Raw genomic sequence first — 19,671 nt, 5'->3', positions numbered from 1 at the left:
CAGCGGTCACCCGGCAGATCGGGCGCAGGACACCACGGTCAGCGAGTCGGTGAGCCAGAACGACCGCTGCGGGGCTCCCCTACATCCTCACTGCGAGTCGGGGTCTCCGTGTGCCTGTGTCGCGGTCCCTGAGTGCGGGATCAACCTGGGTAGAGGGGGACTGCGTCGGGCGCGCCGCCGAGGACCTGGCGCCACGCGACCTGGTCACCACCGCCGAAGCTCCACACCCCGGTCTGGTCGGTGACCCACAGGGGCCGGTTCGCCGCCGCGGCGATCGCGGTGAGCGGCGGGGTGAGGTTGTTGCTGAGGACCGGCTGGACCACCAGACCGTCGACCGAGACCTGGGCCACCAGCATCTCCCCGGTCCGGGTGATCGCGATGATGGAGTCGCTCGAGCGCCAGTCCGCCGCCACGACCTCACCGAGGTCGTCCGGGCGCAGCCGGTGGATGTTGCGGATCGCGGCCTCGCCGTCGATGCTGCGTACCACGGCGCCGGTGTAGAGCCCGCCGCCGACGACCGCGACGACGCGCACACCGTCGCGGGACAGGCGCAGGTCCGCGATCGGCCCGAGCGCCGCCAGCTCGTCGGCGTTCACCTGGCCGGTCCGGGGCTCGCCCGTGTCGCCGACGAGCACCCGGGCGACGACGGCCGAGTCGAGCACGGTCCACACCTCACCGCCGGTCGGCGTCCACGACGGCCTGGTCATCGTGTCGGCCGCGAGCGACACCGTCGTGACGTCCCGCCCGGAGCCGTCCCCGACGAGGAGCGAGCGCCGCCCGCCGGAGCGGGCCACCGCGGCGAGCCGCCCGCCGTCCACGGTGGATGCCGCGGACTCCACGTCGAAGCTGCCGTCACCCACCGGACCGGGCAGCGGCGCGCTCGGCTCCGGGCCGGAGAGCTGGCGGACGCGGCCACCGGCGACCACGAGCCCGGGCACGTCCGCCGCGGGCTGGACGACCGCGGACAGCGCGGCGACGTCCTCGCGGGTGAGGTCCTGGCGGCCGGGAACGAGCGGTTCGCCGTCGACCAGCAGCCGGACCCGCCCCACGTTCACCTCGGACAGCGACAGCACCACCTGGGCGGCGAGCAGCATCCGGGACGGCTGGTCGAGGTCACCGAGGCGCGTCAGGTCCACGATCAGGGCACCGTCCGCGCTGACCGTCACGTTGGCGCGCAGCTGCGCGCCCGGCGGGAGCAGCGACACGGCCGCGCCGAGCATCGCGGGCGACGGCCCGGCCAGGAGCAGCTCCATCACCCGCGCGGCCTGCGCCCGGGACGGGGTGCTGGGCACGTGGCGCTGGTCGGCGACGGCGAGCCTGCGGACGGGGTCGATGAACCAGGTGCGCACGGGCTTGTAGTTGTCCCGGAACACCGGCAGCGGCACGACGACGCCCGCCGGGAGGTTCGAGATCCGCCACTGCCCGTCGCGGCGCACCACGGTGACGTCCTGCTGGAACGTGCTCTGCCCCGGTTCGAAGGATCCCGACGAGGTGAGCCTGCCGATCGCCGTGCCGCGGATCCGGATCGTCGTGACGCCGGTGGCGAGGCCGGCGGCCCCGGGTGCGGGGACCGTGTCGAACTGCCCGTCGAGCACGGTGAGGCCCGCGGCGTCGTCCCAGTTCTCGGCCTCGGGGGCCAGGAAGCGGCGCGCCGCACCGTGGCGTTCCGCGCTGCTGCCCGAGGCGAACACGAAGTCGCGCACCAGGTCGAGCGGGTTGCTGCCCTCGGCGGGGCCGGGCGGGAGCAGCTCGTCGTCGCCACTGCCGATCTGGCGCAGCACCTGGACCGTGGACGACTCGGGCACGCTCGCACACCCGGCGGCGGTGCACAGCGCGAGCAGCAGCGCCACCAGTGCCGCCCGGCGACGGGCGCTCACGGGTCCTCCCCCGGCCCACTCGCGTCCGACGGGTGCGACGGCACCGTGACCGGCCACCCCACCGGCGGTGTCGGCACGGACGTCGCGGCCTCCGCACCCGGTGGGGCGTCGTCGGCCGGACCGAGTGGCAGCGGGCTCGACTCCACGTCGTCGCCCAGCGTGCGCGGCAGCGTCAGCCGGAACGCCGCCCCGTCGCCGATCTCGCCCCACGCCTGCAGCCAGCCGCCGTGCAACCGCGCGTCCTCGATCGCGATGGCGAGCCCGAGGCCGCTGCCGCCGCTGCGCCGGGCGCGCGACTCCTCCGCACGCCAGAACCGGTTGAACACGAGGCTCGCCTCTCCGGGGCGCAGCCCGACGCCGTGGTCGCGCACCAGCACGGCGACCGCGTGCTCGTCCTCCGCGAGGACGACGCGCACCGGCCTGCTCTCGCTGTGGTCGATGGCGTTGGCCACCAGGTTGCGCACGATGCGCTCGACGCGGCGCGGGTCGACCTCGGCGTACACGCCGGTCGGCAGCTCCAGCTCCAGCGGGGTGCCGGTCTCGTCGGCGATGCCCCGCACGGCCTCGACCGCCCGCACGACCACCGCCCGCATGTCCACCCGCTCCGCGCCGAGCTCGGCCACACCGGCGTCGAGCCGGCTGATCTCCAGCAGGTCCGCCAGGAGCGCCTCGAAGCGGTCCAGCTCGGCGACGAGCAGCTCCGAGCTGCGCCGCAGCGCCGGCAGCAGTTCCTCGCGGGAGGCGTAGAGCACGTCGGCCGCCATCCGCACCGTCGTCAACGGGGTGCGCAGCTCGTGGCTCACGTCGGAGGTGAACCGCCGCTGCAACGCGCCGAACTCCTCCAGCTGGTGGATCTGGCTCTGGATGCTCGACGCCATCTCGTTGTAGGACTCCGCGAGCCGCGCCACCTCGTCCTCGCCCTGCACCGGCATCCGCTCGTCGAGGTGCCCGTCGGCGAACCTCTCCGCGATCTCGGCGGCCTGCCGCACCGGGCGCACGACCTGCCGGGTGACCAGCCCGGCGATCGCGGCGAGCAGCAACAGGAGGAGCAGCCCGGCCACGATCAGCGTGCTCTGCACCGTGCCGAGGGTGCGCTGCTCGGAGGTGAGCGGGAACAGCAGGTAGAACTCGAGATCACCGACCGCGGTGCGCACCGGTTGCCCGACGACCAGCGTCGGGACCTCGACGCTGTGCTCGCTCAGGGTGGTCGTGTACTGGCTCGCGAGCGCGCCCGCGGCGACGGCCTCGCGCAGCGTCGCGGGGACGTCCTCGACCGGCCCCGCCGAGACCTGCGAGCCCCCGTCGCCCGCGCTCGTGGTGAGGACGGCGCGGAACTCCCCCGCCGTGGCCGACTGGTCGTCGGCGGCGCTCGCGTTGGTCAGCCGGTCCAGCGCGTTGTTGAGCTCGCCCTGCGCGCCCTCGCGCTCCGGGTCGACGCCGGCCAGGTCACGTTCCAGCAGCACCGCGCCCGCTTCCGTGCGGGTGCGGGCGTCATGCTCCTTGTTCTGCAGGAGCCGCTGGGCGATCTGGGTCTGCAGCACCATGCCGAGCACGAGGACCACGGCCGTCGACAGCGCGAGAGTGCTGATCACGACGCGCAGCTGCATCGAGCGCCGCCATGCCACGCCCCAGGCCTCGATCAGCTCCGCGACCTGCTGGCGGACCGGGGCCAGAGCGCGACGGACGCGCTCCATCCTCATGGCGTGGCGCGGGAGGTCACGGTGGACCTGCCTTGTACCCCACGCCGCGCACCGTCAGGACGACCTCGGGATGCTCCGGGTCACGCTCCACCTTCGACCGCAGCCGCTGCACGTGGACGTTCACCAGCCGCGTGTCCGCGGCGTGCCGGTAACCCCACACCTGCTCGAGCAGGACTTCCCGGGTGAACACCTGCCGCGGCTTGCGGGCCAGCGCCACCAGGAGATCGAACTCGAGCGGTGTGAGGGCGATCGGCACCCCCGCCCGGACGACCTGGTGGGCCGGCACGTCGATCGTGACGTCGCCGATCGCGAGCTGCTCGGCCGGCTCGGCCTCGGTGCGGCGCACCCGGGCGCGGATGCGGGCGACGAGCTCCTTGGGCTTGAACGGCTTGACCACGTAGTCGTCGGCCCCGGACTCCAGGCCCAGCACGATGTCGACGGTGTCGCTCTTGGCGGTGAGCATCACGATCGGCACGCCCGACTCGGTGCGGATCGCCCGGCAGACGTCGATCCCGTTCATGCCCGGCAGCATCAGGTCGAGCAGCACGACGTCGGGCCGCATCTCACGGACGGCCGGCAGGGCGCGGGTGCCGTCGGCGACCACCGCGGTATCGAACCCCTCGCCCCGCAGCACGATCGTCAGCATCTCGGCCAACGCCGGGTCGTCGTCGACCACCAGAACGCGAGACTTCATGAACGCAGCATCCCACCCGCCGCCCGCGGCCCGCCTCGGACCCGCGGGTTCGCGCGATCTCACCGTCCGATCAGCCGGCTGATGTGCTTGTCGATGTTGCGAACCTGGGTCGACCCGCCACCGTAGGCAGCCGAGATGTGCGGGCGCAGGTCCCGCAGCTCGTCCAGGGCGTCCTCGGGGCGGTCCGCGGCCGTGAGCATCTGCGCGATGACGAACCGCGTGCGCAGGACCCGGTCCGTGTCCTCCCCGTCTGCGTGGCGCAGGAAGAACCACAGGTGCGGCAGTGCCTTGTCGGGTTTTCCGATCTCGGCATAGGAGTGCCCGGCGTGGTAGAAGGCGTCGATCACGAAATCGTCGGAGGGGCCCAGGCGGCGTTTGTAGTCCCGGCCGACGCCGTCGAAGAGCGGTGCCGCGCGGGTGTATTCGCCGGCGTAGTACAGCGCACCCGCCAGGAAGTGCCGCAGCCGCAGCTCCAGGAACGGCTGGTGAGCAGCTCGTTCGAGTCCCTCGTCGAGGAGGCGGATCGCCTCGGCAGGCCGGTCGTTGTCGAGCAGTTCCTCGGCAGCGGCACTGAGCTGCTCGAACTCCGCCTCGGTGAAAGATTCCGGCGCTGCTTCGGACGCCCGGCGCGGCGGGGTGGAGAGCAAGGGACGCCGGAACGGCAGCGCCGGATCGCGGTCTTCGTGCCGCGCGTCGGCCTCGGTCCGCGCCACGAGCGGGACCAGGGTGTCGTACGCCGCCTCCGCCGTCGGGCGATCCTGCGGGTCCTTCTCCAGCATTGCCTTGACCAGGTCGTCGAGTCCGGCCGGCACCTCGGCTCGTCGGTCGCGCATCGATGGCGCCGCCGACTGCAGGTGGTGGGCCCGCAACGACCGGTCGGCCGTGGCGAGGAACGGCGGGTCGCCGGTCAGGAGCTCGCACAGGAGGCAGCCCAGCGAGTAGACGTCCGATGCGGCCGTGACGACCTGCCCGAGGCCCTGTTCCGGGGACATGTAGGGCGGGGTGCCCACCGTCTTGTCGACCTGCGTCAACCGGGGAAGGGCGTCCCCGCCGCGCAGGATCGCGATACCGAAGTCGAGCACCTTCACCAGGCCGCCATCGACGATCATCACGTTGGCCGGCTTGATGTCCCGGTGGACGATGTCCACCCGGTGCACGTCGGCGAGGACCGCGGCGATCTGCGCGGCGACCGCCGCCGCCCAGGTCACGCTCGGCGGTTCGTGCACGTAGTCGGCACGGTCGAGTACGGCCTCCAGGGTGGAGCCGCGCAGCAGTTGCATGACGAGCCACAGCCGGCTGCTCCCGTCCGCAGCGACCTCCTCCCCGGTGTCGTAGACGGCCGGAGCGCCGGGAAGCTCCAGCCGGGCCGTGGTGCGGATCTCGCGGAGGAACCGCTTGCGGTCACGGTCGAGGGCGTCGAGGACCTCGGCGGCCTCCGGGCTGTCCGGCTCGGCCGGCAGCGGCGCGGACGGCGGGCGCAGCTCCTTGATCGCCACCCGCCGGTCGAGGCGCTCGTCGTAACCGTGGAAGACCTCGCTCATGCCGCCGCGCCCGAGCGATCCATCCACGCGATAGCGGCCCCCGAGCACCCGCCGTCCGTCCGCCCCGTCCGTCACCCCCCGCCCTCCGCCCGGTCGTCACGGTCGGCTGGACGGTCGAGCGCGGTCAAGGCGCGGATGTCGTCGAGCTCCTCGGCCTCGGCGATCTCCGCCTCGAGCGACCTCCGGCTCTTGTCGAACTCGGCGTAGCGTTCGCCCGCGACCTCCTTCATCTCGGACGCGGATACGCTCCCCGGGCCGTTCAAGACGTTGCGTTCGTTGAAGTCGAGGAACCGGTCGGTCTGCGCCACCCACTCCGCCATGAGGGTCGTCCGGCGCCGTTGAGCACGGTCCTCGGCGAAGTCGAGGAACATGGTCGTCAGGCGGTTGAGTTCGGTGATCTCCGGCTCGGTCAGGTAGTTCTTCGCGATCACGACGTCGCCCTTGCGGATCCGGTCACCCGCCCAGGTGGTGAGGCCCAGGCTCGGTGAGCGCGCGTCGGACCGGGAGAGGACCAGCTCGGCCGCCGTGTGGCCGGTGACAGCGAAGATGAGCTTGTTCTGGATCGTCGCGAAGAAGGTCTTGGCCGTTCCCGACGTGCTGCTGTAGTCGGCGCTCGTCACGGAGAACAGGTCCCGGACCTTCTGGTAGAAGCGCTTCTCGGAGGCCCGGATGTCCCGGATCCGCTGGAGCAGCTCGTCGAAGTAGTCCGTGCCGTCCGGGTCCTTGAGACGACGGTCGTCGAGGACGAAGCCCTTGACGAGGTACTCGCGCAGCACCGTGGTCGCCCACTGGCGGAACTGCACCGCCCGCGGAGTCGACACGCGGTAGCCGATAGCCAGCACCATGTCGAGGTTGTAGACCTTGACCTCCCGCTGCACGCTGCGGGAGCCCTCGGTTCGAACTCTTAACTCTGAGTTAATGGTTGCCTCGGTCACCTCGCCGTCGTCGAGGATGCGCCGGATGATCTGCACGATGTTCGGCACCGAGGTGCCGTACAGCTCCGCGATCTCGGCCTGCGCGAGCCACACCGTGCCTCCGACGGCCCGCAGCTGAACCTCTGACCGTCCGTCCGCGCCGCGGTAGACGATCAGTTCCCCGCCGGGTTCACTCACCTCGCGTCCCCACCTCGCGCGCCATCTCCTCCCGCAGGCGGGAAAGGGCCTCCTCGCGGGCCGGCTCCCTGATGATCCGGTACGCCCGCCTGCGCGCCGCCTCCTTGACCGCCTTCTGGAACTCGTCGTTGTCGAAGTAGAGCTTCATGAAGTCGGTGTTGCGCTCGGCGTTCTCGGCCACGATGTCGTCCAGGCGGTCGTCGGCCACCTGCCCGAACCGGGCCTCGTCGTTCGCCAGGGCGATCTGCTGCATCGAGGTGTCCTCGACGAGCCCGACGACCTGCTGGAAGACGAGGATCTCGTCGGAGGTGCCCAGGCCGAGCCCGAACCGGTCGTTGAGCTCGGCGATCACCTCTGCGAGCGGGGTCATCTCCGGCTCGCGCAGGCCGCCGCCGTCGGCCGCGTGGCCGCGGACGTCCCGGTCGCCGACGGCCGACAGCGACACGTTGTGCTGCCCGGTGAACTCCAGCCGGAAATGGCTGAGGTCGGCGTCGCCGATGTCGACCGACGCCGGCGGCCGCCCGGGCAGCCGGATCAGCAGGATGCGGCCGTACTGGTAGAGCCGCTCCAGATCGGGATCGCCCCAGTCGATCACCTGCGCGAGGAGGCTGTAGGCACGGACGTAGGTCTGGAGGGCGCCGCGGAAGCCTTCCCGCTCGTCGTCGGTGTCGAGGGCGTCGAAGCGGTCCCGCGCCGGCTTCAGGTACTCGTGCAGCTGTGCATGCAGCTTGCGCTCGGCCGCCTCCGGCATCCGCCCGGGCGGGGCCTCGCCGAGCACCCGCATGAACGCTTCCATCTCCGACGCCGCCAGCAGCCCGAACTCCATGACCTCGCGCTGCTTGTCGTAGAGCAGGTTGGGGTCGGCCTCTTCGGTGATGGTCGACTCGAACCAGTCCTCGAACGCGGCCTGGATGGCGGTGGCGTCGTTCTCGAAGTCGAGGATGCGCACGTCGTCCTGCGACTTGAGCGGGTGGATCCGGTTGAGGCGCGACAACGTCTGCACCGCCGCGACGCCGGTGAGCGGCTTGTCGACGTACATCCCGCACAGCAGCGGCTGGTCGAACCCGGTCTGGTACTTCTCCGCGGCGACCAGGAGCCGGTACTCGTCCTGGCCGCGCGCGGCGGCCTGCGGGTCGTCGGCCTTGGTATAGGCGAACATGTCCGGCAGCTGCTTCTCCGGGAAACCGTTGAGCTGCGCCTCGGTGAACTCCACCCCGGTGGACCCGTCCTCGAGCTTGCCGGAGAACGCGGCCAGGACTCCGAGGCCGGCATCTGTGACGTCGATGTAGCGCCGGATGGCCTGGTAGAGCCCGAGCGCGTGCTCCCGGCTGCTGGTGACGACCATCGCCTTCGCCCGTCCGCCGAGGCGCCCGGCGATAGTGTCCCGGAAGTCCTCGACGATCAGCTTGGCCTTCTGGTCCAGCGACTTCGGGTGCAGCTCGGCGAAGCGGACTAGCTTGGCCTTGGCCTTGCGCTCGTCCACCTCGGGATTGGCGAGCCTCGACTCCTGGTGCTCGACTGCCGCGTTGCGCAGCCGCCACTTGGTGTCGTAGGTGAGGTAGTTGGCAAGCACGTCGAGGATGTAGCCCTCGTCGATGGCCTGGCGCATCGAGTAGACGTGGAAGGGCACGTACATGCCCTGCTCGCCGGTGTGCGGGTTCACGCGCTGCGGGTCCCAGGTGCCGAACAGCTTGAGCGTCGGCGACTTCGGCGTGGCGGTGAAGGCGAAGTACGACAGGTTCGGGTGCTTGCCCCGCACCCGGGACAGGTAGGTCGCCGCGTCCTCATCCTCCTCCCGGGCCGGCACGTTCGCCCCCAGCACCTGCTTGAGCCGGATCGCTGACTCACCCCCCTGGGAGGTGTGCGCCTCGTCGATGATGACGGCGTACCGGCGGCCGGCCAGGCCCATGCCGGCGATCTTGCCCAGCACGAAGGGGTACATCTGCAGCGTCGAGATGACGATCTTCGACGTGGCGTCGTCGAGGGCGGCCGCGAGCTGCGTGGAGTCCTCGTCGATCTTCCGGACGACGCCCGGCGTGTGGTCGAACTGGAAGATCGTCTTCTGCAGCTGCCGGTCGAGCACGACCCGGTCGGTGATCACGATGGTCTTGTGGAACACCGGCTGGTTGTCGGCGTCGAACAGAGTGGACAGCCGGTGCGCCAGCCAGGCGATCGTGTTCGACTTGCCCGACCCGGCGGAGTGCTGGATCAGGTAGTTCCGCCCGGCGCCGTGCGTGCGGGCATCCTCGACCATCTTCTGCACGGCGTGCCACTGGTGGTAGCGCGGGAAGATGCGCGGCGCCGTGTGCGGGTTGGTGCGCACACCCTTCTTGTCCGGCGCCTGGATGTGGAGGAACCGCTGCAGGAGATCCAGCCAGTTGTCGCGCTGCCAGATCTGCTCCCACAGGTACGCCACCGCATAGGAACCGGGCTGCGCGGGCGGGTTCCCGGCTGCACCGCTGACCCCAGGACCGTTCGAACCGAGGTTGAACGGCAGGAACTGCGTGTCGCCGCCACGCAGCCGGGTGGCGACGAAGGCCCGGTCGGGGTCGACGGCGAAGTGGACGACGGCCCGCTTGCCGAAGAACACGTCGTTCGCGTCGCGCTCCCGGTACTGGGCGATGGCGTGGTCGGCGTTCTGCCCGGTGTTCGGGTTCTTGAGCTCGACGGTGGCCGTGGGCAGCCCATTGACGAACAGCGCCATGTCGACAGACCTGCTCGGGTCACGGGTGCTGTAGTGCAGCTGCCGGGCGACGGTCAGCACGTTCTTCTCGTAGTCGGCGAGCGCGTCGACCGCGAGCGTGTGGCCGGGCCGGAAGTAGGCGAGGTCGATCTGCACACCCCGGTCGCGCACGCCCTGGCGCAGCACGTCGAGCACACCGCGGGAGTCGACCTCGGACGCCAGCCGCTGCGCGAACTGCCGCTGCGCGGTGTTCTGGTCACCGCCGTACAGGTCGATGAGCTTGTTCCAGCTCTTCTGCTGCGTGGCGCCGAGGAACCGGTACAGCTCGCCGGTGTCGATGCCCAGCTCGGGCCGGTAGCCGCCCTGCGCCTTCTCCCACCCCTGCGCGAGCAGCTCGTGCTCGACCCGATCCTCGAACGCACGCTCGGTGTGGACCCCGGGGCTCACGCGGCCACCCCTCCCGCGGTCGTGACGTCGATCTGGCCGGTGACGGCGGCGGTGATGAGGGCCTGGCGACGCTCGGCAAGGAGCGCATTCGCAGCATCCAGCGCCGCCTGCGCGTTTCGAATGGAGGCAACCAGCGACTTCAGCTCAGCCACACGTCGGCGACTATCTGGCGGGATAGGGATTCGATACTCAGCGAGTTGTTCGCCAGTGAGATGCGGGATAGTCGCCAGGTTCCCATCTGCCTCAAATACGCCAGCCGCCTTGGCGTACCGCAACCAGTACATGAGCCACTCGACAGGTAAATCTTTCGTTGCTCGGACTCGATGAAGTGACTTCTGATAGAAGCATGGAGAGAACCGCCCATCCCACACGGCAGCCTCGGCGACGCCCGCACCGCCCTCGCATACGAGCAGGTCGCCCGCTCGAACGCCGTACCGGATTCGCTCGTCCTCGTCGAACGCCATCGACGCCATGTCCTCAGTGCCGACCTCATACCAGTGAACGTTCGCGTTCCGCAGGTAGGGCAGTCGACTCTCAGATGACGCCCTCGCCGCGTTCAACATCTTCCCTAGCTCCACATGGAAGTAGGCGTAGACAGGGCCAACGCCCCACCCGCTGGGGAGCGACGGCAGCCATCCCCAACCAGTGCCAATGCGACTGCCAGTGGCATCGAAGCCGCCAAGGTGCTCGCCGATTTGCGACAGTTCCACTTCGCCAAGCGCCGCCGACTGCGAGCGTCGATGTGCCGCAAGCGCATCCACCTTCGCGATCGCGGCGTCAAGAAAGTCAGCGATTCGACGCTGCTCGACAACGTCAGGCAGAGGGATTCGAACATCACCCAAGTCATCGGCATTAAGGTGCGGTTGCGCAGCCCTCGACTTTGCCAGATCTATCTGATCAAGAGTAGTCGCACCCAGAAGGCAGTATGCAATAAAGGGCGAGTAGGCCGCCATCGGACTTACGCGGAGGTCGTATCCCGGAGCGCTTCCCACCCACTCCCTCGTAACAAGCGCGGAGTCGCCGGTATAAGCCCCACTTCGTACTACTAGAATCTCTCCCTCGCCCAATAGGGGAGCGCGCTCGAGCGGGAGGTCGCTCTTGGTGGCGAATATTAGGCCGCGACTAGAGAACTTCCCTCGGTTGATGTTTGTGGCTCGCAGGATCGGGATGCCGGTGTCGCTAAGTTCCGGTGGCTGCCCGAGTCCATAGCCGACGCGCGCAACGTGCTTCAGCCGCATCGTTGTCCAGCTCACCCCGTCACCTCACCCAGCAGCTTCTGGATCTGCTCTTCCAACTCCCGCAACTCCGCGTCGATCTCCGCGAGCGGGCGAGGTGGGGTGTAGACGTAGAAGTGGCGGGTGAAGGGGATCTCGTAGCCGACCTTGGTCTTCTCGTGGTCGATCCAGGCGTCCGGGACGTGTGGGATGACCTCGCGCCGGAAGCACTCCTCGATGTCCTCGTCGAGCGGGACGTTCTCGTAGTCGCGCAGGTCCGGGTCGGGCAGCACCGCGCCCTTGGCCTTCTGCACCTCGCCGTCGGGGTCCGACACCGCGATCGCGCCCCAGATGGCCTTGACCAGCGCCGCAGTGGTCGGCCAGAGCAGGCCGGCCGTGCTCGCGGTGACGCGCAGGGCGTCGGCGGCCTCCGCCTTGGTCCACCACACCGTGCCGACGCAGGTGCGCATGGCCTCGACGAACGCCTCCCGGTCGTCCCACTTCGCGAGCGGGCGGGCGTTCTCCAGCGCGGCGAGGGTGTCGTCGCTGATCTCGAAGCGCTGCTTGAGCGGCCGTTCGACCGTGATGCGGTGGTAGCCGAAGTCGCGGGTGCGGAAGACCTTCACCTTGGCGTGCTCGGGGTGCTCGGCGTCGGCGGCGACCGTGAGGGCGTCGACGTAGAGCTTCGTGATGTGCTCGATCTGCGGGTCGCTGATCTGCTTGCGCTTGTCACCGAGGGACTTGCGCATCTTCTCCCACTGGTCGCGGGCGTCGAGCAGGATCACCTTGTCGCGCAGCGCCGCGTCCTTGCGGTTGGACAGGATCCAGAAGTATGTGGAGATGCCGGTGTTGTAGAAGAGCTGGTCCGGCAGGGCGACGATGCCCTCCAGCAGGTCGTTCTCCAGGATCCACTGCCGGATCCGCGACTCACCGGAGCCCGCGGCACCGGTGAACAGCGGGGAGCCGTTGAAGACGATCGCCAGGCGGGCACCCTTGCCCTCCACCGGCTCCATCTTCGAGATCATGTGCTGCAGGAACAGGAACGAGCCGTCGTTGATGCGGGGCAGGCCGGCGCCGAAGCGGCCGGCGTGGCCGAGTTCGGCCTCCTCCTCGACCTGCTCCTTGACCTTCTTCCACTCCACGCCGAACGGCGGGTTGGCCAGCATGTAGTCGAACTTCCGGCCCTCGTGGCCGTCGTCGGAGAAGGAGTTGCCGTAGACGATGCGGCCGCGGTGGCTGCTCATGAGCATGTCCGACTGGCACACGGCCCACGACTCCGCGTTGACCTCCTGGCCGAACAGGTAGACCTCGGCCTTCGGGTTGATCGACTTGACGTGGTCCTCGGCCGCGGTGAGCATGCCGCCGGTGCCGCAGGCGGGGTCGAGGATGTTGATGACCTGCCCCTCCCCCGCCACCGTGTCGGCGTCCGGCGCGATCAGCAGGTTCACCATCAGCCGGATGACCTCGCGCGGGGTGAAGTGCTCACCGGCCGTCTCGTTCGAATCCTCCGCGAACTTGCGGATGAGGTGCTCGAAGACGTAGCCCATGTCGTGGTTGGACAGCTTGTCGAGGTCGCGCATCTCGGCGAACCTGCCGACGACCTTGTACAGGAGCTTCGCGCTCCCCAGCCGCGTGATCTCCGTGTCCAGGTCGAACCGGCCCAGGATCTCCCGGACGTTGGGCGAGAAGCCATTGACGTAGTCGCGCAGGTTCTTCGCGACGTTGCCGGCGTCGGCGGCGATCGAGGCGAAGTCCTGGGCGGAGACGTTGTAGAACGGCAGCTTCGCCGCCACCTCCAGCAGGCGCTGCTTGTTCTGGATCTCCGGCAGCTGCGCGTCACGACTGCGGACGGCCTCCCGGGTGGGGGCGATGACGGCGTCCAGGCGACGCAGGAGGGTGAACGGCAGGACCACCTGGCCGTACTCGTGGCGCTTGTAGTCGCCGCGCAGCAGGTCGGCGACCGACCAGATGTCGTTCGCCATCTTCGTATGCGTCGGGCCGGAACTCACGTGCTCTCACTCTCGGTCGGGTCGGCGGAGATGCTCTCGCGGGCAGGGTGGAGCTGCGGGGCGAGGGCACCGGTCGTCAGGCTGTGGATGGTCTGGTCGAGCACGCCGGCGCTCACCGTGGCGAGCGCCTCGACGGCCTCCTGGAGGTCGAGGAGGTGCCGGAAGGACTCGCCGTATCGGCGTTGCTCGGCCAGGGGCATGCGGGGAAGGCGGCAGCGGCGCAGGTCGTCGCGGCTCAGCGCGCCGTGGGTGTTGGCCACGGGGAGGACACCGGCGTCGGCCCGCAGGAACATCGCAAGGAAGTGCGGGTCCAGCCGGACCGGGTCGATCTCGATCACCTGCGCGACGCCGTTCTCATCCGACGGGGAGCCCTGGGCGACGACCGGCGGCCTGCCCAAGTTGCGGATCAGGACGTCACCTCTGCGAGGTGTCGTGTCCCGGGGCCGGATCGTTAGCGCCGCGGACCGTTCCAGCTCGGCGATGGTCACCTGCGGGCGCTCCGGCCTCGGTGTGGCGCTCGCAGGCCGGGGAAGGGCCCGCCCGAGCCGGGAGTACGCCGCCCGCAACCGCGCTGTGAGGTCGGCCAGGTCGTCGGCCGCAGCCGCCTGCCGCGACGACAGGTACCGGGACGGCAGCAGGGCGGTGTCACCGTCGAGGAGATCGAGGCGCGGGACGCTGCGCACCACGGCGGGGTCGGCGTCGGCGAACAGCCGGTTCCAGGCGCCGTTCTCGTGCGGGACGTCGGCGGGATCGGCGAGCCCGGAGAGGTCGACCATCCGCACCGGACCGCCGTCCCAGGCGCCATAGGGTCGCTGCAGCACCCAGAGGTGCAGGCCGTCCCCGGCGGAACCCACCCCCTTCGGCAGGGCGATCACATCGCGCAGCACACCGGAGCGGACCAGCTCCGCACGGACGACCTGGCCGGACGGGCGGGTGCAGGTGGGCAGCAATACCGCGACCACCGCCACGCCACGCGGCCGCAGGTGGGCGTAGCAGTGCTGCACCCACGCCAGCTCCGGGTCGCCGGCGTCGGGTATGCCGAACCGCCAGCGCGGGTCGGCCGCCAACTCCGCGACGGGCCACTGCCGGACGTTGCCCGGCGGAATGCAGGCGACGGCTGCGGCAGCACCCAGGTACCGGGCCAGGTGGCTGTCCAGCAGGGAGTCGCCCTTCTGCACGTCGTGGAGGGGCGCGTGCGGATGGTTGCGCAGCTCGGCGGCGGCACGTGCGGCGACCTCTTCCTCGACCTCCTGGCCGACGAGCTTCACCTGGTCACCGAACCGGTCGGCGACGGCCAGGAGCAGTGCTCCCGCGCCGCACGCGGGGTCGAGGACGACAGGTGGCTCGCCGTCGTCCGGGTCCTCGGTCCCGGGGTACGGGAGCACAGCGGCCATCACCCGCGCCAGCAGCTGCCGCGGCTCCAGATCGGCGATGGCCCGCTCCTGGGGAACCGCGGCGGACAGCTCGGCGACCGGCCCGGCGTCGTCGATGCGCTGGGTGCCGGTGTCGGTGCGACCCATCGTCACCAGCTGACCGGCCTTGCCCGTGTCGTGCAGCCATTTCAGGACCTCCTCCCACGAGAAGACCGGGCTGCTCGCGGTGCCCCCGACCGGCTCGGGGAAGTGCGGATATCGGCGACGCCAGTTCGACACGGCCGCCCGGCCGACACCGGCGCGCCGGGCGATGGCCGCTGCCGTCACGCGGTCCTGGTCGTCCATGTTCACGGCGGCGACAGTAGCAGGAAGGTCAACGCATGTTCAAGCTTGTGAACTTGTTGACCGATGTTCACAGATGCTTCTATGGTCACAGCGTTCACCTCGTCAGAAAGGCAGGCCATGTCGCCCGACCTCCGCGCCGCGATCCTCGCCCTGGCGCTCCCCCACCCGAACCTCGGCTCCGCGCCTGCAAACGTCGTGATCACCCAGCACGCGGTCGCCCGCTACCAGGAGCGTGTCGAGGCCGTGCCCGAGTGGCTGGCGCGGCGCCGCCTCCACGAGCTTGTTGCGACGGCGAGGTGGCGCATCAGGCCCGACCCCACGTGGCCGATCGTGATCCGGGACCGCACCGTGTACGGCCGCAACGAACGGCGCCCGGGACTCTGGCTGATCGTCCGCGACGGCGCGCTCCGCACGGTGCTCGCGCCGGCTGCCGTCCACATCCCCGCGCAGCGCCGAGCCGAGCCGTGACGGCGCCGGTGATCGAGAAGGATGCGCTCATCGCCGCCGCCCAGCGCAACGAACCCGGCGCCGTCGACGCGCCGATCCGCGAGGTGATCATGCCGCTGGCGTGGCGGTTCTGCAGGAGGTATGCAGGAGGCCGGGCCCCCGATCCGGCCGCCGACCTCGACGACATGGTGCAGCTGGTCGTGCTCGCCGTCGTCGGGGCACTGCCGAGCTACCGCACGGATGGCGGCGCGTTCGAGGCCTTCGTCGCAGGCATCGCCCGTCACAAGGCCGCCGACGCCTTCCGTGGAGCGGCCCGCAACCGATCGGTGCCGGTAGCCGATTTCCCCGAACAGGCCGACCGCTCCGCCGGGCCGGAGCTGTCGGCGTTGCAGGCCGAACGGGCTGCCCTCGCCAAGCGGCTCATCGCCACGCTGCCGGAGCGGCAGCAGCAGATCCTGACACTGCGGCTGATCCACCAGCTCAGTGCCGCCGAGACGGGCGCCGCCCTCGGCATGACCGAGGGCGCGGTGCGAGTCGCGCAACACCGGGCTCTGACAGCCCTGCGCGCGCGGCTCGCCGAGGGCACCTGAGCCCTCCGGGCGGAGCAGGGGGCTACGCGACGAGCTGGGTGGCGAGCGCGGTCGTGTCGACCACCGCGGCGCCGTCCAGCACCGTCCACGGCGAGAGCCACGACGCGGCGGCCAGCTGCGTGTACGCCGCGCCGGTGCGTTCCTGCAGCCCGGCGTCGGACTCGTAGGCGTCGCGGGCGCGACCCACCTCGGTGCGCTCCCGGTGCGCGGCCCGCTCGGCGGCCACCGCCTGCGGCACGGCGAGCAGCAGCTGGTGGTCGGGCACCGGCACGCCGAAGCGCTCCACCTCCAGCTCGTGCACCCACGTGACGAGCTCGCCGTCGACGTCCTCACCCAGCCGCGCCATGTTGTAGGCGGCGTTGGAGGCCACGTAGCGGTCGACGAGCACCACGTCATTCGCCTCGCGCGCCGCCCGCAGCTCCGGCGCCGCGGCGCGGCGGTCCAGCGCGAACAGCAGCGCCATGCCGTGCACCGAGGCGGCGAGGTCGCCGTGGCGGCCGTAGAGCGCCTCCCGCGCCAGCTCGGCGTGCACGTCGGCGTCGTAGCGGGGGAACGCGAAGCGCGCGACGCGGCAGCCCCCGTCGGCGAGCGCGGCGCACAGCGCGTCGGACAGGGTGCGCTTGCCCGCCCCGTCCAAGCCTTCGACGACGATCAGGCGGCCCATCCGCGCATCATGCCGCGGGCAAGTCCAGCGACCACAAGCGGGCGAGACCGCCGCGGCTCGCTACTACTCCCGGTCGTCGGCGGCGCGTCGCCGCTGCCGCAGCTCACGGAGTTGGCGCCTGATGTCGTCGACGTTCCACTTGTAGTACCCGGACGGGAGCACGAGCGCCGGTTCCAGCTGGCCGGTCTGCGCGTAGTGCGCGAGCGTGCGCGGGCTGATGCCGAGCGCGCGGGCGGCCTCACCGGTGCCGAGCAGCCGTTCTGAACGCTCGGACATGCCCTGACGTTAGGTGCGCACCCTGCGCATATCCACTCACTGTGCTCGCTCTGCCGTATCTTCTCACTACGCTTGCCTTGCGTGGTTTGCTAGGTTGCGAGAGTCCTTCGAGACGAACGCGGCCCCCGGTCGGTGCGGGAACACCGAGCCGAGGGCCTTGATCCGCTACCTGAACAGAGCAGGAGACGGACCCGATGCGAAGCATCACACCTCGACCCAGTACAGCGCCCCTGCCGCCGCGAGCGGTGACCCGGTGACCGGCCGCACGCACGCCGGTCGGCCGGAGGGGCGCAGTCCCGCAGGGGGCAGCCCCAGCACCCACATCGACGACGTCCGGGGTGCGCGGTGAATGCGTTCGAGCTCGGCGATACGACCCGGTGTCCGCGCGGGGTCCGGTGCGAGTGCTGCGGTACGGAATCCCCGTCGTTGCGGGTGACCACCGCGGCGCTCGGCTGCGTGGGGGTGCTGTGCCTGACGCTGTGCGCCGGCTGCGCCGCAGCCGGCGTCGGGGTGCCGACCACACCCTCCACGGCGGCGCGGCTCGTCGAGCAACACGCCGCGCACCTCGGCCTGCGGGTGGCGCAGATGGTCGCCGCGCTCGAGTTCCGGCAGCGGCGGTGAGTACCGCGCCCGTCGCTACCTTCTGACGCGTCGCCTGTCCAGCCGCGCACCCCGAGTTGACCCGCGCTCCCCGTCGACGGGGAGCACAGGCGCAGAACGGGAGCACCGCCTGCAACGCCCCGACGTCGATGCCCCTGCACCGGGCCCTCACCGCACACTCCGCGAGTTCAGGAAAGCCACTTTCCTGTCCTGCAGGTTCACGAATGTGGCTTTCCTGAACCTCGGAGGGGCCGTACGCGCCGCACTCAGCCCGGAGGAGCGGCGCCGGGTGCCGGTGCGATCGACGCACCTCCGCCCGACGTGTGCTCGACCAGCTCGAGCAGGAAACGGTCGATCACACCGTCCCCGACCAGGACGGGCCCGCCCCGGTGCGGGAGCGTGTGGTCGCGCAGCGCCGCGACCCGCCCCAGCAGCTCCCCGATCTCCGCCCGCACCTGCGTCCGGGTGTCACCCGCGAGCACCGGCACCACAGCGGCGAGCGCGCGGCCCAGCAGGCCGGTGGCGTCCAGCCACGGCGCCGCCTCGGCGGCGAACCGCGGGTCGACGCCCCGACGGACCGTTTCCGGCACGGCCGCGAGCCGCGCCGCGATCCGGCGCAGCCGGGCCTGCGCCGCGGCCACGTCCCCCGTGCGCCACGCCGCGCGCACGGCGTCCAGCCCGGCCGCGTGCCGGGGCGCCTGGGCCAGGTGCAGGCGCTCGTCGCGGGTGTTGAGATCGGCGAACGCCACCAGCGCGTCGAGCACGTCCGCCCGCCCACCCGCCTGCGCCGCAAGCGCCCGGCGCCAGGACGCGCGCGGGTCGAAACCCTGGTCGTCCCACCCGTACTCGGCGAACGAGTGCAGGGCGACCCGGCTGAGCGTCGGCTGCACCATCGGGTTGGCGAGCACGCCCTCGACGTGCGCGGACAGCCCGTCCTGCCGGCCGGACCAGTCGCCGAGCGGGATGCGGCCCGGGAGGTAGTCGTTGACCGGGAAGTTGTCCCACACAAGCAGCCGGTGGCCGTACACGTCGGCCGCCGCGGCGGCGTCGGCGCGGGTGATCGTGGCGGGGACCACGCCGTCGCCGGTCCACCACACGAGCACCTGCGGATCGAGGCGCTCGCGCAACGCCCGCTTGTAGGGCGTGTCGGCCAGGTCGTAGTACTCGGTGGGGACGAACTGCACCGGGGCGCAGTCGCCGAGCCCGCGCGCCCACTCCACCACCCGCCCGGTCAGCCAGGCGTGGGCCGCCCCCGCACCCTCGGCGAACCGCTCGGCGTCGGCGTCCGCGTGCCAGACGCGCGGGTCGATGTCGTCCATCGCCACGGCGAAGTCCCGCCCGCCGAGGTCGTGCACCGCCTGGAACTTCGCCAGCAACGCGGCGACGTCGGCCTCGTCGGAGTAGCGCATCGACAGCCCCGGCGAGACCGTGAACACGAACCGGACGTGCCGCTCCCGCGCCCGCTCCACCAGCTCGCCGAGCCGGGCCAGCTCGCCGGGAGGGTAGGGCTCGCGCCAGCGCTCCCGGTGGTGGGCATCGTCCTTCGGCGCGTAGACGTAGGTGTTCATGCGCAGCGCGGCGAGGTGGTCCAGGTGCGCCAGCCGGTCCTCGTGCGACCACGGCGTGCCGTAGAAGCCCTCGATCGACCCCCGGAACGGCATCGCGGGCGCAGCAGACGTGCGCACCGCCGGCAGCGGTTCCTGCGGACGGGCCAGTGCGCGCAGCGCCTGGGCGGCGTGGTGCACCCCCGCGGCGTCCGCCCCCGCCAGCCGCACGAGACCGGGCTCGACCACCAGCCCGTACGACTCCGGCGGCCCGTCGTGCACCTCGCCCACCCGGACGACGAGCTGCGCCCCGCCGTCCACGACGACGGCACCACGCTCCCGCAGCCAGCCGAGGACGACCCGCTCCGCGGCGGGGTCGTGACGGGGCCCGGGCTGCAGGACGACGCGGCAGCCCGGCGCGCACGCGAAGGAGGGAAGATCGACGGCCACAGCCGCGAGAGGCTACCGGCCCCCGGCCCCGCCGGCGCCCCAGGAGTTCAGGAAAGCCACATTCATGAACCTGCAGGGCATGAAAGTGGCTTTCCTGAACCGGGG

The 19,671-nt window shown here is 71.0% G+C and carries 15 protein-coding genes; 3 read left to right on the top strand and 12 right to left on the bottom strand.

All coding sequences use genetic code 11. The features are described from left to right. Window positions 1–140 precede the first annotated feature (140 nt). Genes CFP66_RS45450 through CFP66_RS45410 form a run of 9 tightly spaced genes read right to left on the bottom strand, consistent with a single transcriptional unit; the run spans window position 141 to window position 14,995 of the window. Window positions 141–1,877 carry an LpqB family beta-propeller domain-containing protein gene (locus CFP66_RS45450; RefSeq protein ID WP_158228469.1) on the bottom strand — a complete coding sequence of 579 codons (1,737 nt, stop codon included), beginning with the start codon at window positions 1,875–1,877 and terminating at the stop codon, window positions 141–143. Further along, the gene (gene mtrB / locus CFP66_RS45445; protein ID WP_233160279.1) at window positions 1,874–3,571 is read right to left on the bottom strand and encodes an MtrAB system histidine kinase MtrB; all 1,698 of its coding nucleotides are present in this window, start codon (window positions 3,569–3,571) and stop codon (window positions 1,874–1,876) included. Before mtrB ends, CFP66_RS45450 begins: the two co-directional genes overlap by 4 nt. Window positions 3,572–3,593: 22 nt before the next feature. Then, window positions 3,594–4,271, bottom strand: coding sequence for an MtrAB system response regulator MtrA (gene mtrA, locus CFP66_RS45440; protein WP_094931676.1), 678 nt, complete (start codon window positions 4,269–4,271; stop codon window positions 3,594–3,596). A 59-nt stretch (window positions 4,272–4,330) separates the two neighbouring features. Next, window positions 4,331–5,887 (bottom strand): serine/threonine-protein kinase, encoded by a 1,557-nt coding sequence (locus CFP66_RS45435; protein WP_233160278.1) that lies wholly within the window; start codon window positions 5,885–5,887, stop codon window positions 4,331–4,333. Then, window positions 5,884–6,924: a virulence RhuM family protein gene (locus CFP66_RS45430; protein ID WP_094931674.1), complete on the bottom strand. Its 1,041-nt coding sequence runs from the start codon at window positions 6,922–6,924 to the stop codon at window positions 5,884–5,886. The genes CFP66_RS45435 and CFP66_RS45430 overlap by 4 nt, the downstream gene beginning before the upstream one ends. Further along, on the bottom strand, window positions 6,917–10,054 hold the full coding sequence (locus CFP66_RS45425; RefSeq protein WP_094931672.1) for a type I restriction endonuclease subunit R: 3,138 nt from the start codon (window positions 10,052–10,054) through the stop codon (window positions 6,917–6,919). The genes CFP66_RS45430 and CFP66_RS45425 overlap by 8 nt, the downstream gene beginning before the upstream one ends. Then, window positions 10,051–11,307, bottom strand: a complete 1,257-nt coding sequence (locus tag CFP66_RS45420; RefSeq protein WP_094931671.1) for a restriction endonuclease subunit S — start codon at window positions 11,305–11,307, stop codon at window positions 10,051–10,053. The genes CFP66_RS45425 and CFP66_RS45420 overlap by 4 nt, the downstream gene beginning before the upstream one ends. Beyond that, window positions 11,304–13,250: a class I SAM-dependent DNA methyltransferase gene (locus tag CFP66_RS45415; protein ID WP_094931669.1), complete on the bottom strand. Its 1,947-nt coding sequence runs from the start codon at window positions 13,248–13,250 to the stop codon at window positions 11,304–11,306. Before CFP66_RS45415 ends, CFP66_RS45420 begins: the two co-directional genes overlap by 4 nt. Window positions 13,251–13,273: 23 nt before the next feature. Then, window positions 13,274–14,995 carry an N-6 DNA methylase gene (locus CFP66_RS45410; protein ID WP_094931692.1) on the bottom strand — a complete coding sequence of 574 codons (1,722 nt, stop codon included), beginning with the start codon at window positions 14,993–14,995 and terminating at the stop codon, window positions 13,274–13,276. Window positions 14,996–15,112: 117 nt separating this feature from the next. On the opposite strand from CFP66_RS45410, the gene CFP66_RS45405 reads away from it, so the two are divergent. Together CFP66_RS45405 and CFP66_RS45400 are read left to right on the top strand one after the other, a co-directional pair. Then, entirely contained in the window at window positions 15,113–15,463 is a 351-nt protein-coding gene (locus CFP66_RS45405) for a hypothetical protein (RefSeq protein ID WP_094931667.1), read from the top strand. Then, window positions 15,460–16,032, top strand: a complete 573-nt coding sequence (locus CFP66_RS45400; RefSeq protein ID WP_233160277.1) for a sigma-70 family RNA polymerase sigma factor — start codon at window positions 15,460–15,462, stop codon at window positions 16,030–16,032. Before CFP66_RS45405 ends, CFP66_RS45400 begins: the two co-directional genes overlap by 4 nt. A gap of 22 nt (window positions 16,033–16,054) precedes the next feature. Here the strand turns inward: CFP66_RS45400 and CFP66_RS45395 are convergent, their stop codons facing one another. Continuing rightward, window positions 16,055–16,696: a dTMP kinase gene (locus tag CFP66_RS45395; RefSeq protein ID WP_094931665.1), complete on the bottom strand. Its 642-nt coding sequence runs from the start codon at window positions 16,694–16,696 to the stop codon at window positions 16,055–16,057. A 63-nt stretch (window positions 16,697–16,759) separates the two neighbouring features. Beyond that, the gene (locus CFP66_RS45390) at window positions 16,760–16,972 is read right to left on the bottom strand and encodes a MerR family DNA-binding transcriptional regulator (protein ID WP_094931663.1); all 213 of its coding nucleotides are present in this window, start codon (window positions 16,970–16,972) and stop codon (window positions 16,760–16,762) included. Window positions 16,973–17,404: 432 nt separating this feature from the next. Here CFP66_RS45390 and CFP66_RS45385 point away from each other — a divergent pair, with 432 nt between their 5' ends. Then, entirely contained in the window at window positions 17,405–17,593 is a 189-nt protein-coding gene (locus CFP66_RS45385; RefSeq protein WP_094931662.1) for a hypothetical protein, read from the top strand. Window positions 17,594–17,838: 245 nt separating this feature from the next. Here CFP66_RS45385 and CFP66_RS45380 read toward each other — a convergent pair whose 3' ends face one another. After that, window positions 17,839–19,566, bottom strand: coding sequence for a protein O-GlcNAcase (locus tag CFP66_RS45380; RefSeq protein WP_094931660.1), 1,728 nt, complete (start codon window positions 19,564–19,566; stop codon window positions 17,839–17,841). Window positions 19,567–19,671: the final 105 nt, after the last annotated feature.

The organism is Pseudonocardia sp. MH-G8, assembly GCF_002262885.1.
Lineage (GTDB): Bacteria > Actinomycetota > Actinomycetes > Mycobacteriales > Pseudonocardiaceae > Pseudonocardia.
Note: the sequence above shows the minus strand (reverse complement) of the source record. Positions and strands in the feature narration are given on the sequence as shown.